This is a genomic window from Alcanivorax quisquiliarum (assembly GCF_023051175.1).
Taxonomy (GTDB): domain Bacteria; phylum Pseudomonadota; class Gammaproteobacteria; order Pseudomonadales; family Alcanivoracaceae; genus Isoalcanivorax; species Isoalcanivorax quisquiliarum.
This window is the reverse complement of sequence record NZ_JALKII010000005.1, coordinates 14,085-28,952: the sequence shown is the minus strand read 5'-3', so window position 1 is coordinate 28,952 and position 14,868 is coordinate 14,085. Positions and strand designations below refer to the sequence as shown.

14 protein-coding genes and 1 tRNA gene are annotated in these 14,868 nt (G+C 61.2%); 3 read left to right on the top strand and 12 right to left on the bottom strand.

Features of this window, described 5'->3' with window-relative positions; all coding sequences use genetic code 11:
• Positions 1-10: 10 nt before the first annotated feature.
• From MU846_RS08620 to MU846_RS08595, 6 genes are all read right to left on the bottom strand, one after another.
• Positions 11-376, bottom strand: a complete 366-nt coding sequence (locus tag MU846_RS08620; RefSeq protein WP_246951705.1) for a VOC family protein — start codon at positions 374-376, stop codon at positions 11-13.
• Positions 377-395: 19 nt separating this feature from the next.
• Positions 396-1,202 carry an AraC family transcriptional regulator gene (locus MU846_RS08615; protein ID WP_246951703.1) on the bottom strand — a complete coding sequence of 269 codons (807 nt, stop codon included), beginning with the start codon at positions 1,200-1,202 and terminating at the stop codon, positions 396-398.
• A 172-nt stretch (positions 1,203-1,374) separates the two neighbouring features.
• A complete protein-coding gene (locus MU846_RS08610) occupies positions 1,375-2,535 on the bottom strand; it encodes an IscS subfamily cysteine desulfurase (protein WP_246951701.1) in 1,161 nt (386 codons plus the stop codon).
• Positions 2,536-2,575: 40 nt separating this feature from the next.
• Positions 2,576-3,046, bottom strand: coding sequence for a Fe-S cluster assembly transcriptional regulator IscR (gene iscR, locus MU846_RS08605; RefSeq protein WP_246951699.1), 471 nt, complete (start codon positions 3,044-3,046; stop codon positions 2,576-2,578).
• Positions 3,047-3,120: 74 nt separating this feature from the next.
• Positions 3,121-3,906, bottom strand: coding sequence for a serine O-acetyltransferase (gene cysE, locus MU846_RS08600; RefSeq protein ID WP_246951698.1), 786 nt, complete (start codon positions 3,904-3,906; stop codon positions 3,121-3,123).
• Between the two features lie 9 nt (positions 3,907-3,915).
• Positions 3,916-4,704: an RNA methyltransferase gene (locus MU846_RS08595; protein WP_246951696.1), complete on the bottom strand. Its 789-nt coding sequence runs from the start codon at positions 4,702-4,704 to the stop codon at positions 3,916-3,918.
• Positions 4,705-4,844: 140 nt separating this feature from the next.
• Between MU846_RS08595 and MU846_RS08590 the strand changes: the two genes are divergently transcribed.
• Both MU846_RS08590 and MU846_RS08585 read left to right on the top strand, forming a co-directional pair.
• On the top strand, positions 4,845-5,663 hold the full coding sequence (locus MU846_RS08590; protein ID WP_246951694.1) for an inositol monophosphatase family protein: 819 nt from the start codon (positions 4,845-4,847) through the stop codon (positions 5,661-5,663).
• Entirely contained in the window at positions 5,647-6,336 is a 690-nt protein-coding gene (locus tag MU846_RS08585) for a class I SAM-dependent methyltransferase (RefSeq protein ID WP_246951692.1), read from the top strand. Before MU846_RS08590 ends, MU846_RS08585 begins: the two co-directional genes overlap by 17 nt.
• Before the next feature lie 32 nt (positions 6,337-6,368).
• Here MU846_RS08585 and MU846_RS08580 read toward each other — a convergent pair whose 3' ends face one another.
• From MU846_RS08580 to queA, 6 genes are all read right to left on the bottom strand, one after another.
• Entirely contained in the window at positions 6,369-8,609 is a 2,241-nt protein-coding gene (locus tag MU846_RS08580) for a hypothetical protein (protein ID WP_246951690.1), read from the bottom strand.
• A 560-nt stretch (positions 8,610-9,169) separates the two neighbouring features.
• A complete protein-coding gene (gene secF / locus MU846_RS08575; RefSeq protein WP_246951687.1) occupies positions 9,170-10,102 on the bottom strand; it encodes a protein translocase subunit SecF in 933 nt (310 codons plus the stop codon).
• A 7-nt stretch (positions 10,103-10,109) separates the two neighbouring features.
• Complete coding sequence (secD, locus tag MU846_RS08570; protein ID WP_246951685.1) at positions 10,110-11,987, bottom strand: protein translocase subunit SecD; 1,878 nt, start codon at positions 11,985-11,987, stop codon at positions 10,110-10,112.
• 16 nt (positions 11,988-12,003) lie between these two features.
• Positions 12,004-12,363: a preprotein translocase subunit YajC gene (yajC, locus tag MU846_RS08565; RefSeq protein WP_246952091.1), complete on the bottom strand. Its 360-nt coding sequence runs from the start codon at positions 12,361-12,363 to the stop codon at positions 12,004-12,006.
• Between the two features lie 39 nt (positions 12,364-12,402).
• On the bottom strand, positions 12,403-13,524 hold the full coding sequence (gene tgt / locus MU846_RS08560; protein ID WP_246952089.1) for a tRNA guanosine(34) transglycosylase Tgt: 1,122 nt from the start codon (positions 13,522-13,524) through the stop codon (positions 12,403-12,405).
• 5 nt (positions 13,525-13,529) lie between these two features.
• Positions 13,530-14,558, bottom strand: a complete 1,029-nt coding sequence (gene queA, locus MU846_RS08555) for a tRNA preQ1(34) S-adenosylmethionine ribosyltransferase-isomerase QueA (protein ID WP_246951683.1) — start codon at positions 14,556-14,558, stop codon at positions 13,530-13,532.
• A 119-nt stretch (positions 14,559-14,677) separates the two neighbouring features.
• Here queA and MU846_RS08550 point away from each other — a divergent pair.
• Positions 14,678-14,764, top strand: a tRNA-Leu gene (locus MU846_RS08550).
• Positions 14,765-14,868 lie beyond the last annotated feature (104 nt).

Below are 14,868 nucleotides of genomic sequence, written 5' to 3'. Positions count from 1 at the left end.
GTGGCCCTGTTCAGGCGAGCCGTTGCACGATATCCACGGTAATCCCGGCCGGGTCGGTGACGATGAAATGGCGGTCGCCCCAGCTTTCTTCACGAATCTCGCTATCGGGGGTGATGCCCTGGTCGATCAGCCGTTGCCGGATGGCGTGCACATCTTCCACGTCGATGGTCACCCAGGCACCTTGTCCGTTGGTGGCTGTGCGAAAACGCGGATGCTGCGCGGCTTGTTGCGGCGCCAGCAACCCCAGCTCGCCACCGCCCAGCTCCAGCAACACGAACCAGTCTTCCTCAAACAGGACATTGCAGCCAAAGGCCCGCACGTAGAAATCGCGGCAGGCTTGCAGGTGCGGTGTCACGATGCCGGTCCAGAGTTTCATGGGCGTCTCCCCTGTCTTTTTACAAGTCACTGAGGCAGGCAGTGTGATGAGAGAGGCCTGCGCCGGATAGAACAAATGCGACATCTGCGCCCGGCCCGTTGCGCCGCAGCCCCCCGGGCGTTTGCCCGGTAAAGCGGCGCAGCTCCCGTGTCATGTGGCTTTGATCGGCGTAACCGGCTTCGGCAGCAATCGACGCCAATGACAGGCTCATCAGTGCCTGCGGTGTGGCCGGCCGAGCCAGCAGCGCCAGCGCTCGGTGGCAACGGCGAATCATCGCAAAACAGGCAGGCGAAACGCCTACATGGGTGCGGCACAGCCGCTCCAGCTGACGCCGGCTCAAGCCGCAGGACGCTGCGAGGGTGGCAAGCGAAGGATGTTGTGGCCGATGCAAGTGAAGCAGCAGGTTATCCAGCGCCAAGCGCCGGGGAGGATGGCGAGCCAGCAGCCTCAGCAGCAGCCTGTCCAGCTCGGCAAACACACCGCCGGCGCCATCCGCCAGCCAATGCGCCTCGGCCAACCCCAGCGCATCGTCGCCCTTTACCGCTTCGGCACGATCGGTCAGCTCGGCGGCACTCATGCGCAGGAAGTGACGCGCCTGGCCCGGCAGAAAACGCACACCCAGGTAACGCACGGTAGGCTCAACATCCAGCACGGTGCGCTGTGTCGCTGTACCATAAAGCCACACGGTTGCCTCGCAGGCCGTCGTTGCCACGACCACGTCAACGCAACCATCCGGCAGCAGCACATGCTGCGGCGCGCCGCCAGAGCTGAGCCAGTAATGGCTTACCCAGGGCTGGAGGCGTGGATCGGGGCGCTGATAAAACATGCACACCTTCGCTGCGGCGGTAGAAAAATGGGTTCATCGTCGGCGTCCGTGAAGACGATTCCGATATCCACGAAAGCACCGACGGGTGGTCCCACATATCAATCTTTTTTGCTCCCCTTGCGGGGGAGACATACAAGATGGCGCCGGGTCACGGCAGCATCGGCGACAGGCTTTACGAAACTTGCGCCCCTTTCCGCAACCGCTGCACGGCCTCACCCACCACCTCAAGCACGGTGCGGATATCGGCGTCGGTAGTGTAGCGCCCCACGGAAAAACGCAGTGAAGCATGGGCCAATGCATCGCTGACGCCCATGGCCTTCAGCACATGAGAAGGGTCCAGCGAGGCCGAGGTGCAAGCCGAGCCGGACGATACCGCCACGCCGGCCAGTGCCGTCAGCAGCAGCTCACCATCCACGCCACCGAAGGCCACATTGAGGTGGCTGGCCAGCCGTTCGGTCGGGTGCCCGTTAAGATGCACATCGCCCAATTCCTGCAAGCCTGCCCACAGCGTATCGCGCAGGCTTGCCAGCCGAACCTGTTCTTGAGCCATTACCGCAGCGGCCAGTTCGCAGGCTGCGCCAAAGCCAACCAGTTGATGGGTGGGCAGCGTGCCGGAACGCAGCCCGCGCTCATGGCCACCGCCGTGGATTTGTGCCTCGATACGCACACCCGGCGCACGCCGCACATACAGGGCACCCACACCCTTGGGACCGTAGAGTTTATGTGCACATACCGACATCAGATCCACCGGCAGGGCTCGCATATCAATGGGCAGCTTGCCGAACGTTTGCGCCGCATCCACGTGAAACAGCACATCGTGCTCGCGGCACAGTGTGCCGATCGCCACGATATCGTTGATCACGCCGGTTTCATTATTGGCGTGCATCACCGATACCAGCACCGTATCGTCGCGCATCGCGGCGGCAACGGCTTGCGGATCAGCGCGGCCGTCGGCGAGCGGGTTCAGCAGTGTCACCTCCCAGCCCTGTTGCGCCAGCCAGGCCAGTGCATCAAGCACGGCCTTGTGTTCACTGGCCATGGAAATGATATGGCGGCCACGGCTGCGGCGCGCCTGTGCTGCGCCTTTCAGGGCCAGATTGTTGGCCTCCGTGGCGCCGCTGGTCCAGACGATTTCACGCGGATCGGCGTGCAGCAGATCGGCCACCTGGCGGCGTGCCGACTCTGCTTTTTCTTCCGCCAGCCAGCCATAGAGGTGGGAGCGCGACGCCGGGTTGCCAAACACGCCGTCAAGGCCCAGGCATTCGCTCATGGCGCCGATAACAGCCGGGTCGACCGGGGTGGTCGCCGCATAATCAAGATAAACAGGGTTCATGAAATTCTCGGATCAAGGGCCAGTGAGCCCGCGTTCGGACTCAGTTGATCACGCTCAGCGGCACCCGCTCCTGCTGGCGCCGTTTCTGCCGCTCGGCGATTTGCTGAATATTACGCTGGGCGACCAGCTCACCCAGCGTAATACCGCTGAGAAACCCGTGCAGCTGCGCCGACAGATCACGCCACAAATGGTGCGTCAGGCAAATTTCGCCTTCCTGACAATCGCCCTGCCCGCCGCAACGTGTCGCATCGACGGATTCGTCCACCGCGTCAATAACGCTGGCCACACTGATCTCGTGGCTGTCGCCACCGAGTTGATAACCGCCACCGGGGCCACGCACGCTGGTCACCAGCTCACGCCGCCGCAACTTGGCAAACAGCTGCTCCAGATAGGAAATGGAAATACCCTGGCGCTCGGAGATATCGGCCAGAGGAACCGGCCCCTGGCTGGCATGGAGCGCCAGATCAAGCATCGCCGTGACGGCGTACCGGCCTTTGGTGGTAAGTCGCATGGTCAGTCCTGGAAACCCTTAAGATTAATGAGGGTACTAATCCTGACCAAATCAGTCAACTATTCCCGCTGGCGCTATTGACTGCTGTCGTCGGCTTTCGGGGCAGCGCCACGCACCGCCGCGAAATCCTCTTCGCGCAGAGACGGTATTTCCTCATCGCAGCCACGAATGCCCTGCTCCCGCAATGAGGTGCACACGCGCTCCAGCCGCGTATCCACCGCATGCAGATGATCGAGCAACGAACGAATCGCCTGCGCGACGGGATCAGGCATGTCGTCGGTCACGCCATAGGCATCGAAGCCGATTTTCCTGGCCATCGCAGCACGGGCGCGCTCACTGTCATCCGGCGCCTTGTTGATGACGCGCCCCGGAATACCCACCACGGTGCTGCCATCCGGCACTTCCCGTGTCACCACGGAGTTGGAGCCGATGCGTGCATTGTGGCCGACCCGTATCGGCCCCAGCACTTTCGCGCCAGCGCCAACCACCACGCCATCTGCCAATGTCGGGTGGCGCTTGCCCTTGTTCCAGCTGGTGCCGCCGAGCGTAACGCCATGATAAAGCGTGACATCATCCCCGATCTCGGCCGTTTCGCCGATCACCACGCCCATACCGTGATCAATAAAGAAGCGACGCCCGATTTGTGCACCGGGATGAATTTCGATACCTGTTGCCCAGCGACTGAAGGCAGAGATGAGGCGTGCCAGCAGTTTCAGGCGGTGATGCCAACACTTGTGTGCCAGGCGATGCAGCAGCAGCGCGTGCAGGCCGGGGTAGGTCAACAGCACTTCAAGGCTATTGCGCGCAGCCGGGTCACGCTGGAAAACCGAGCGGATATCCTCGCGAACAGTAGTGAACATGGCAGCCTCTTATCGGTTACCGCCTTCGCTCTCCGGAGAAGGCAGATATCTGGCAAAACTGGTCAGCACCCCGCGCAAGGTGCTGATTTCCACCTTGTCTGGCCTGGCCCGCAGAAACAGCCGCCGCAACCGGGTCATCACATGCCCGGGGCTGGCCGGATCAACGAAGCCGCTGGCGGTGATCAGCGTCTCCAGATGACGCAGCAAATATTCCAGCTCAGCAGCATCTGCGGGTGGCGCGTCCCACTCCATCGGCGGCAACGCCAGGCAATGGCGGCCAGCGCGGCGTGGCGCCTCGCCAGCCTCCGGATCGCCCACCAGTGCCAGTCGCAGTTCATAGCCGATCAGCTGCACCGCAGAGGCCACGTTGAGCACGGCATAGTCAGGATTGGTGGGGATGGCAACGTGATAATGGCAGCGCTGCAATTCGTCATTGGTCAGCCCACGATCTTCACGCCCGAACAGCACCGCAATCTGCTCCTGCTCGATCCGCTCGGCCGCTACCGCCCCAAGCTGGCGGGGCGACAGGCACGGCCAGGGAATACGCCGCTGCCGGGCGCTGGTGCCGACTACCAGCGTGGCGCCCTCCAGTGCGTCATCGAGGCTGGCGCACACCTTCGCGCTGGCCAGAATATCGGCCGAACCACTGGCGCGCGCCGTGGCTTCCACATGGGGAAATTGCAGCGGTGATACCAGCCGCAGATCCGATAAGCCCATGGTATTCATCGCCCGGGCGGCGGCACCGATGTTGCCTGGGTGAGTGGTTCCCACCATCACAATTCGAATTCGGTCGAGCATGTGTTGTTCCTGCGGCCAGGTGCAAGGCGCGCAGTGTAACATGCAGGGTTGCTGCGGCGGGGCCACAAATCACCTGCCCTTGCAGCCATATTCTGATAAACTGTGGCCTCCCCCGTTCTTTAAAAGATGCCACTACGCCTATGCTCGCCCCGCAAGTGAATATCGCCCTGCGCGCTGCCCGTCAGGCAGGCCAATTTATCCGTCGTGCCGCCGATGATGTACAGCGCATCAAGGTCGAGCAAAAAGGCCGTAATGATTTCGTCAGCGAAATCGATCGCGCCGCCGAAGCACACATCATTGATGTGCTGCAAAAGGCGTATCCCGACTACGGCATTCTGGCCGAAGAAAGCGGCGCTCAACCCGGCAAGGGCGACGATGCCCGCTGGCAGTGGATCATTGATCCGCTTGATGGCACCACCAACTTCCTGCATGGGTTTCCCCAATTCTGCATTTCCATCGCGCTCGCCTGCGACGGCAAGGTGGAACATGCCGTGGTGGTCGATCCGCTGCGCGAGGAAGAATTTACCGCCAGCCGCGGGCGTGGCGCCATCATGAACGGGCGCCGGCTGCGCGTGACACAACGTGCGGGCCTGGAAGGCGCCCTGATCGGCACCGGTTTTCCGTTCCGCCGCGATCAGGCGCAACACGTCGAGCCTTATCTGGACATGATGCGCGATATCATGCCACTGGCGGCTGGCCTGCGCCGGCCCGGCGCGGCGGCGTTGGACCTGGCCTGGCTTGCGGCCGGCCGGCTGGACGGCTTCTGGGAAACCGGCTTGCAGGAGTGGGATATGGCAGCCGGCTGCCTGCTGATCACTGAAGCAGGCGGGCTGGTCGGCGATTTCACTGGTGGCCATAACCATTTGAAGAACGGCAACCTGGTGGCGGGCAGCCCCAAGGTCTTCAAGGCATTGCTCCAGAAGATCCAGCCCCACCTGACCGATGCCCTCAAACGCTAAGCACCCCGACTGCCCGCTCTGCCACACTGCGGGCAGCCAGCCTTTCGCTCGCCTGCCCCTGCTGGAGCGTGAGGCCGATTATTTTCGCTGCCCCACCTGCCAACTGACGTTCATCGCCCGTGAGGCGTTGCCCTCACGCGAAGAAGAGCAAGCCCATTACGCGCTCCATCAGAACAGCCCGGATGATGCCGGGTATCGTGCGTTTCTGGCCCGGCTTGCGGAGCCGTTGATAGCGCAGCTTTCAGCGAGCGCCGAGGCAGGGGCAGCGGAGATCATGGGGCTGGATTTCGGCTGCGGGCCAGGCCCGACGCTATCGAAAATGCTCACGGAAGCAGGCTTTCCCACACTCGACTTTGACCCGCTCTACGCCAACGACCCCTACCTGCTGACGCAACAATATGATTTCGTTACCTGCTCGGAAGTGGTAGAGCATTTTCATCACCCGGCAGAAAGCTTCGGCAAATTGCGCTCATTGCTGCGCCCGTCTGGCACGCTCGCCATCATGACCGGCTGGCTGACGGACGATGCCGGCTTTGCACGATGGCATTACCGGCGCGACCCGACCCATGTGTGTTTCTACAAGCCCGCCACATTCGGCTACCTGGCGCAGCAATGGGGCTGGCAGCTGTCATTGCCGGCGGCCAATATTGCGCTGCTGCGCGCGCCAGCCTGAACCCGCGCGCAGAAGCCAAATTCCCACGCCGGTCACCTGATGAAGTATCGGTACACTGACGCCGCGTCGATAGAATGCGTCGGCGAGAGTGGTACAAGCCGTGTCAGGTCAGCCATAGTTGGGCAATAGACCAGCGACTCTGCCCACTCGTTGGAAAACTCCTCTCGCACGCCCAGCGGATCATCACTTGAGAAACCTGTGGAACGGCTGCTGGTCTGGTAATCCGGCAAGTTTGTACATGCAGCGCTGGTAAAGAAAACACCACGTTGATCGCTATAGGTGGCTTCTGTTTCCAGAAATGCATGCCCCTGCAAGATTGAGCCATCAAGCCCTTGGTGGAGATCAATCATGCTACTACGCCACTGGCCGTTGTCGCTGGACACAACACGCTCCGCGCGATTGACGACCCAGTTGCCACCTGCCGGCTCGCCTTCGTGGCGATAGTGGTACACCGCGTGCCGCTCAAGCAGCTCGCCTTCCAGCGTATGCATACTGAACACGCGCCACGATTGCACGCCGCCTTGCTCCATGGGTTCATCATTCGCGGCCAAAGCCTTGAACATCCGGCCGACATCACGGAACACGTACGTACAGGCAATCTGGGTGGAATTCTGTCGCTGGCACTGGTCCATCAGCCTGAATGTGACGGTGCCTTCCGCGCTGCCGGCGTTGTTGGTCGCCCGGTACTGAAACTGATCCGTGACAAAACCATCGTTCGGAAAGTAGTAGTACTCCGCCAACTCATCGCCATGAAACACGTTCCCACGCGCCGCCTGCGTCACGATCATTGTGGAGGTAGCAAACTCCACCGGGACGGTAAACCGCAATGTATCACCCGGCGCCACGTCAAGCATCACGTCAAACGCGAGCGGTTTGCGGCCAGAAAGATGGCCACGCAGATCAATATTCACTGGTAGCGTTTCACCGAGCCAGGTGTCCGTAGCCTCACCACTGCCAGCCAGGCGAAACGGTAGCAAGCGATCTGGCTCCGGCTCGCCAGTCACGGCCAACTCCACCGACAGCAGGGAGTTCTGCACCACCAAGGTGTTCGCCTTCACGTGCGCACCCGACACACTCAGCTGCGCACTCTTCAGCGGCAACCGTGCGTCGAAGTCAAACAAATACAACCAATCCAACCGCTCACCGAAGAAACCGGAGATTGGCTGCAACGCGCTTTGCAGGCCACGAATGCGCTGCGTCAGCTCTGCCGGCAGCACGCGCCGCACCCGCAAAGCACTTTGATACGGCTGTTCGTGCGCCAGCCGCAGCGTGGTAGTAGTAATAACAGCCGGGCCGCTTTTCGCTGCCACCTGCGGCATGATATCGAAGTCATTGACGCCACCACTGACCAGTCCCCGGTAGTCGGCGCAGATTTGCACCGCTTTGCGCGCACGCAAGCGACTGCCGTCCACGGCTTCACTCAGGATGGCTGCCACCGCGACGCCTCCGAGGAGCACCCCAACCACCGCGGCGGGGCCAGTGAGCGTCAACAGTCCCGTCAACTCGGCTACCCCTACGGCCGCGAGAACATGCACAGCGGTGTAGCTGGCCAGGCCGATCACTGCCATTCCACAATCGGGCAGCAGCCGCGCTGCGGAACGGGCAAGCATCACAGGCTCATGGAGCGCTTCCTCCGCCGCTGTCAGGTTGGCCCATAAATAGCGCACCACGGCCACTTGCTCTAAAGCACTCAACGCCGCGAACAGTGGTTCTATTTCGCCACGTTTCTGAGCAAGATGCTGCCGCCAGCTAGCCAGCGCATCACCGTCAAGCAAGGCCCCTACATCGTCCAGTCTTGCCCACCAATTCGCCATGAAGGTGCTGACGTCAAGCTCTGGTATCGGCGCCACGTCAATCGGGATGATTGTCGGCTCAGCATCGCCGAACCAGACCTGCAATTCGCCGGTGCCACTGATGAGATCCGGCACCAGAAATACCAGCGCATCGTCACGCACCGTGAGCTCCAGGCTGACTGGTACGCTCCCGGCCATGGTCAGCTGCGCACGCAAGCCATCCCTGTGCTGTGCCAGTTCCACCCCGGGCAGAGCCACCCACTGCAAGGGATAAACATGCAGTTGCTGCGGCGTCACCAGCAGCTCGCCGCAAGCGAGCGTCACGATCTCGCCCCAAGGCATGACCTGGAACTGCCAATCCACCGACAGCTCGCAATGTTGCCCTTCGGGCACCGACACCAGATGCAGATCCGGCGCCACACCCACTGCCAAACTCAGCGGCACCTGCTCATCCGGCCCGACGATTACGGTCTCAACCATGCCCTGACCCGAGGGGCGATAGCCAATGGTGACCGGGCCGCGATTGCCCACTGCCTGAAGCAGCAGTTCGCCGGGCGGGCCTTCATAGCCCGTGAGGCGCGGCGGCAGCGGCGGCCCATCCTCGCTGGGAGACGATGACGACGATCCCCCGCCGCCACAGCCGGCCAACAGGACCAGGCCGATATGAAGGACTGCCCACAAGAGATACTTGCTCCACCTGCTTTGCTGAAACATGGCTAGTGCTTTCCTCACAAGACCTGGTCAGGTGGGCCGGCACCGCACGCCACCCTGCTGATGCCGCGGACATTAGCTCCTTCACTGCCAAACCGGCCACTACCATTTGGGAGTGGACACGCCGCAGGCTCCCCGCTGGGTGCACATCCGGTAACGGCCGCATCAAGAGGCAGAAAAGGTATTCCGGACAACCCATCGGAACTTGCGCGGATATCGGAAAATGCTTCCACGGAAATCGACAACGAACAAAAAAACAGGGCACCCGAAGGTGCCCTGTCTGACGTGCGCCCACCGCAACGCAGCGCGGCGGCAAATGAAAGCCCTGGTCAGGGCATGTCATCGATCTCTTTTTGCGTCTCGTGCAGCATGAAATCTTCCTTGCCGACTTTCATGGCAAGCAGAATGCCGTTGGCGACATAGATTGAGGAGTACGTGCCCACTATCACACCGAGAATCAGTGTGACCGAGAAGCCCCGGATCATTTCACCACCAAACAGGTATAGCGCCCCCAACACCAACAGTGTTGTCAGCCCGGTGATCATGGTACGGCTCAATGTTCGCGTCACAGCACGGTTGATGACAGTAACTGGATCACCCAGCCGCGACTTGTGAAAATCCTCCCGGATATGGTCGGCGATGACGATGGTATCATTGATCGAGTAGCCTACTACCGCTAACACTGCTGCAAGCACCGTCAGATCAAATGACCAGCGGAACAAGGCAAAGCAGCCCAATACGATGACAACATCGTGCATCAGCGCCAACAGTGTCGCGAGCCCGAACTTGTTACTGAAACGGAACCAGATGTAGATCACCATCATGATCATCGCCATCAGCACCGCCAGCCCGGATTGGTCCCGCAGCTCATCACCCACTTGCGGCCCGACAAACTCCACGCGCCGCAGCTCGACACCCGGTGAGGCGGTAGCAATGATACCAAATACGGCCGCACCTACTTCATCGCCATTGTCATCTTCATGGGGCGGCACACGCACCATCACGTCGCGAGAGGACCCAAAGTGCTGCACTGTCGCATCGCCGTAGCCACCGGCCTCCAGCGCACTGCGCACGTCTTCCAGCACCACATCCTGGCTCGCGCTGACTTCAATGACCGTACCGCCCGTGAAATCCAGGCCGAAGTTCAACCCGCGCACACCCAGCAGCACCAGGGAACCAACGATCAGAATGATCGACAGCGCATTCATGGGTTTTACCAGCGCCATGAAATTGATGACTTTCTCTTCCGGCTTCGTCGTCATAACCACCTCAGATACTCAGCCGGGCCGGCGCACGCTTGCGGCGACCATAGACCAGGTCAGCCAGCGCACGCGTACCGACGATAGCCGTGAACATGGAAACGCTGACGCCGATAAACAGCGTGACAGCGAAGCCCTGCACCGTGCCGGAACCCGCAGCAAACAGGATCACCGCCACAATCAGTGTGGTGATATTGGCGTCCAGAATGGTCTGGAAAGCGCGCTCGTAACCGGCATCGATGGCCTGTAGCGGCGGCCGGCCATCGGCCAGCTCCTGACGGATGCGTTCATAAATCAGCACGTTGGCATCAACTGCCATACCTACCGTCAGCACGATACCGGCGATACCAGGCAACGTCAGTGTGACGCCTGGAATCATCGACATGATACCCACCATAATAACCAGGTTGCCGAGCAACGCGACGTTCGCGAACACGCCGAACATTTTGTAGCGCCACAGCATGAACGCCAGCACCAACACCAGCCCGAGCACCATGGACTTCATGCCGGCAGCAACATTCTCCGCCCCCAGGCTTGGCCCGATGGTTCGCTCCTCGGCGATATACATCGGCGCTGCCAGGCCACCGGCCCGCAGCAACAGCGCCAGCTCCGCAGCACCTGCCGGGCTATCCAGCCCGGTGATGCGGAAGCGGCTGCCCAGGGTATCGCGGATATTGGCCACGTTGATGACATACGCATCGCGGCTGCTGGTGGCACGCTGCTCGCGTTCGCCTTCTTCATTGATGACCGTCTCGATGTCTGTTCGCGTTTCGATGAACAGCACCCCCATCGGCCGGCCCACGTTGCGCGATGTGACCCGCTGCATGTTGCGCGCACCGCTGGCATCCAGCGAGATATTTACTTCGGGCATGCCGTTTTCATCAAAGCCCATTTGCGCGTTAGTCACTTGATCACCCGTGACAATGTTTTGCCGCCGCAATACTACCGGGTTACGCGTATCGCCCTTGAAGGGGAAGATTTCCGTGCCCGGCGGCGCAATGCCGGACTGGATGCGCACCGGGTCGACGTCATCAGCAACCAGACGAAACTCCAGCGTCGCTGTGCGACCAAGAATCCGCCGCGCCTGGCTGGCATCCTGCACGCCCGGCAGTTGCACCACGATACGATCCGCCCCCTGGCGTTGCACGACCGGTGATGCCACACCCAGCTCATTGACCCGATTGTTCAGCGCAGTGCGGTTCTGATCGACGGCGTAATCCTGAATCTCGGAGATCGCCTCTTGCGTCACTGTCAGCCGCAGCTGGTTGCGATCATTTTCGCGGCGCACGGTAAATTCATTGAACTGGTTACGCAACGCGGCCTGGGCGCTGTTCAGATCGTCGCTATTGTCAAAACGCGCAATCAGATCATGGCCCTGGTGGCTTACCTCACGATAACGAATGCCGGCGTCACGCAACACCAGGCGCAGCTCGGCTGCCCAGGATTCCAGCCGGTGATCCAGCGCCGAGTCCATATCGACCTGTAAAAGAAAGTGTACGCCGCCGCGCAGATCAAGCCCCAGCCCGACCGGGCTGGCCCCGAAGGCGCGCAACCAGGCAGGTGTAGTAGGCGCAAGGTTCAGCGCCACCACATAATCCCGGCCCAAGGTGCGTTCCGCCAGATCGCGGGCGCGCAGCTGTGCATCGGAATCATCCAGCCGCAGCAGCCATGAGCCACCGACAGTCTCTCCGGTACCGTAGCTGATGCCAGCTTGATCCAATGCAGTGGTAAGCCGAGCGATGGCATCTTGTGAGACTTCAGCGCCAGCTTCGGAACGGGTGATCTGTATCGCGGGCACATCCGGATACAGGTTTGGCATCGCATACAGGCCACAGACGACCAGCACGGCCAGCAGCAGGAAAAATTTCCCGCGCGGGTAGCGGCTCATGGGGTTCTCCAGTGGCTTAGATGGACTTGATAGTGCCTTTCGGCAACGTCGCCTGGACCGAGTGCTTCTGCACCTTGATCTCCATGTTGCTGGCGATCTCGATCACTACATAATCGTCTGTCACCTTGGTGATCTTGCCGAGCATGCCGCCACTGGTGACCACTTCATCACCCTTGGCCAAAGCACTGACCAGTTCCCGGTGCTCTTTTGCACGCTTGGTCTGCGGGCGGATCAGGAAGAAATAAAACACCACCATCATGATGACGATGAACACCAGTTCAAAGCCGCCACCGCCCGGTGCTGCCTGGGCAAAGGCCGGGCCGGCCAGCAACAGGCCAGCCAGAACCAATGGCAGGCGTGTCGCCAGGGCACCCATGGCGGATGTATTGTGGGTCTGATTCATGTTTCGCTCCATTCAGACGGCCGATGGCGCAGGAACCGGCAGGCCCCGCGCCGCATAGAAATCGCTGATAAAGGCCGACAATGTACCCGCTTCAATAGCCCCTCGCAATCCGGCCATCAGGTTCTGGTAATAGCGCAGATTGTGGATAGTGGCGAGCTGTGCTGCCAGCATTTCGCCACATCGTTCCAGGTGGTGCAGGTAGCTGCGGCTGAAGTTCTGACAGGTGTAGCAGTCGCAGGTTTCATCCAGCGAGCCGGTGTCCGTCCGATGGCGTGCATTGCGAATCTTGATCACCCCTTCACGGGTGAACAAATGCCCGTTGCGCGCATTGCGGGTCGGCATCACACAGTCGAACATGTCGATACCCCGCCGTACTGCCTCGACGATATCCTCCGGGCGGCCCACGCCCATCAGATAACGAGGGCGATCACCCGGCATGTGCGGTGTGATATCACCCAGCACGCGCAACATTTCTTCCTGTGGCTCACCTACCGACAGCCCGCCGATGGCATAGCCGTCAAAACCGATCTCCGTCAGCCCGGCAAGCGATGCCTGGCGCAGGCTGCCATACATGCCGCCCTGCACAATGCCGAAACAGGCTGCGTCATTGCCTTCATGTGCCTGTTTGCTGCGCACCGCCCAGCGCAATGACAGCTCCATGGAACTGCGCGCCTGCTGCTCGGTCGCCGGGAAAGGCGTGCATTCGTCGAAGATCATGCAGATATCGCTGCCCAGGCTGCGCTGCACCTGCATGGCCCGTTCTGGCGAGAGAAATACCTTGTCGCCATTGATGGGCGAGCGAAATGCCACGCCTTCCTCGGTGATCTTGCGCAGATCACCCAGGCTGAATACCTGGAATCCGCCGGAGTCAGTCAGAATCGGCTTCGACCACTGCATGAAACCATGCAACGAACCATGCGCCTCGATGATCTCGGTGCCCGGCCGCAACATCAGATGAAATGTATTGCCGAGGCATATCTCGGCGCCCGTCGCGAGCAGATCGCGGGGCAACATGCCCTTCACCGTGCCATAGGTGCCCACCGGCATGAACGCGGGGGTTTCCACCGTGCCACGAGGAAAACTCAGGCGCCCGCGCCGCGCCGCGCCGTCCTGGCCCAGCAGCTCAAAAGACATACGGCTCATTGCTGCACCTCTACCCGTTCGATAAACATTGCGTCGCCATAACTGAAAAAGCGGTATTGCTGCGCCACCGCCTCGGCGTAGGCCGCCAGCACCCGCTCACGGCCGGCAAAGGCGCTGATCAGCATCAGCAGCGTGGAGCGCGGCAGATGGAAATTGGTCACCAGCGCGTCCACCACCCGGAAGCGATAGCCGGGATAAATGAAGATGTCCGTGTCGCCTTCGCCAGCCGCAAGCTCACCCGCAGCCGCCGCAGCTTCCAGTGCACGCAGCGAGGTGGTGCCCACCGCCACTACGCGCCCGCCCTGCGCACGCGTCGCAGCAATCTGCTCCACCAGCGACGGCGGCACATGAAAGCGCTCGCTGTGCATCACATGATCTTCGACGCGGTCAGCGCGCACTGGCTGAAAAGTGCCCGCGCCCACATGCAGTGTCACAAAGGCTTGCTTCACGCCCTGTGCCGCCAGCTCCGCCAGTAATGGCTCGTCAAAATGCAGCCCGGCAGTGGGCGCCGCCACCGCGCCGGGATGGCGGGCATAGACAGTCTGATAGCGGCTGAGATCCTGTTCGTCATCGGGCCGGTCTATATAAGGAGGCAAAGGCACGTGCCCGACACGAGACAACACATCGAGCAATGGCGCAGCGCCGTCAAATACCAGCTCGAACAAATCGCCGTGCCGCGCCACCATGGTCGCGCTGGCCTCCTCGAAACGCAGCCCGGTGCCCGGCTTCGGTGCCTTGGAGGCGCGCACATGCGCCAGCGCCGAGTGGCTGCCCAGCAGCCGCTCGATCAATACCTCGACACGGCCGCCGGTGTCTTTCTGGCCGAACAAACGCGCAGGAATCACCCGCGTATCGTTGAACACCAGCAGATCATTCGGCCGCAACAACGTTTTCAGATCAGGGAATTGCCGGTGCGCCAGCTCTTCACGGGCCAGCACCAGCAATCGAGAGCCGGCGCGCTCAGCCGCCGGGCGCCGGGCGATCAGCTGCTCCGGCAATTGAAAATCAAAATCTTCGACACGCATCGTACTTGACCGGCACGACTCATTGGGGGCGCAAGGATACAGGGCGCAGCCCGGCGCTGACCAGTCGCGCAAACGCGTAGCGAGCGCTAATGTTCTTCGGTATACTGCCGCCCCACCGTGCCAGAGTGGTGAAATTGGTAGACACGACGGATTCAAAATCCGTTGGGGTAAAACCCGTGCCGGTTCGAGTCCGGCCTCTGGTACCAACTATCTTGCATGCTTGGTGTCTTGCATGCCTTGCGTGCCCCGCCCGGCCTCACCAAAGCGCTTGGCTTCTCCAAAGACCTGTCTTCTCGAAGAAAGCCCCCGG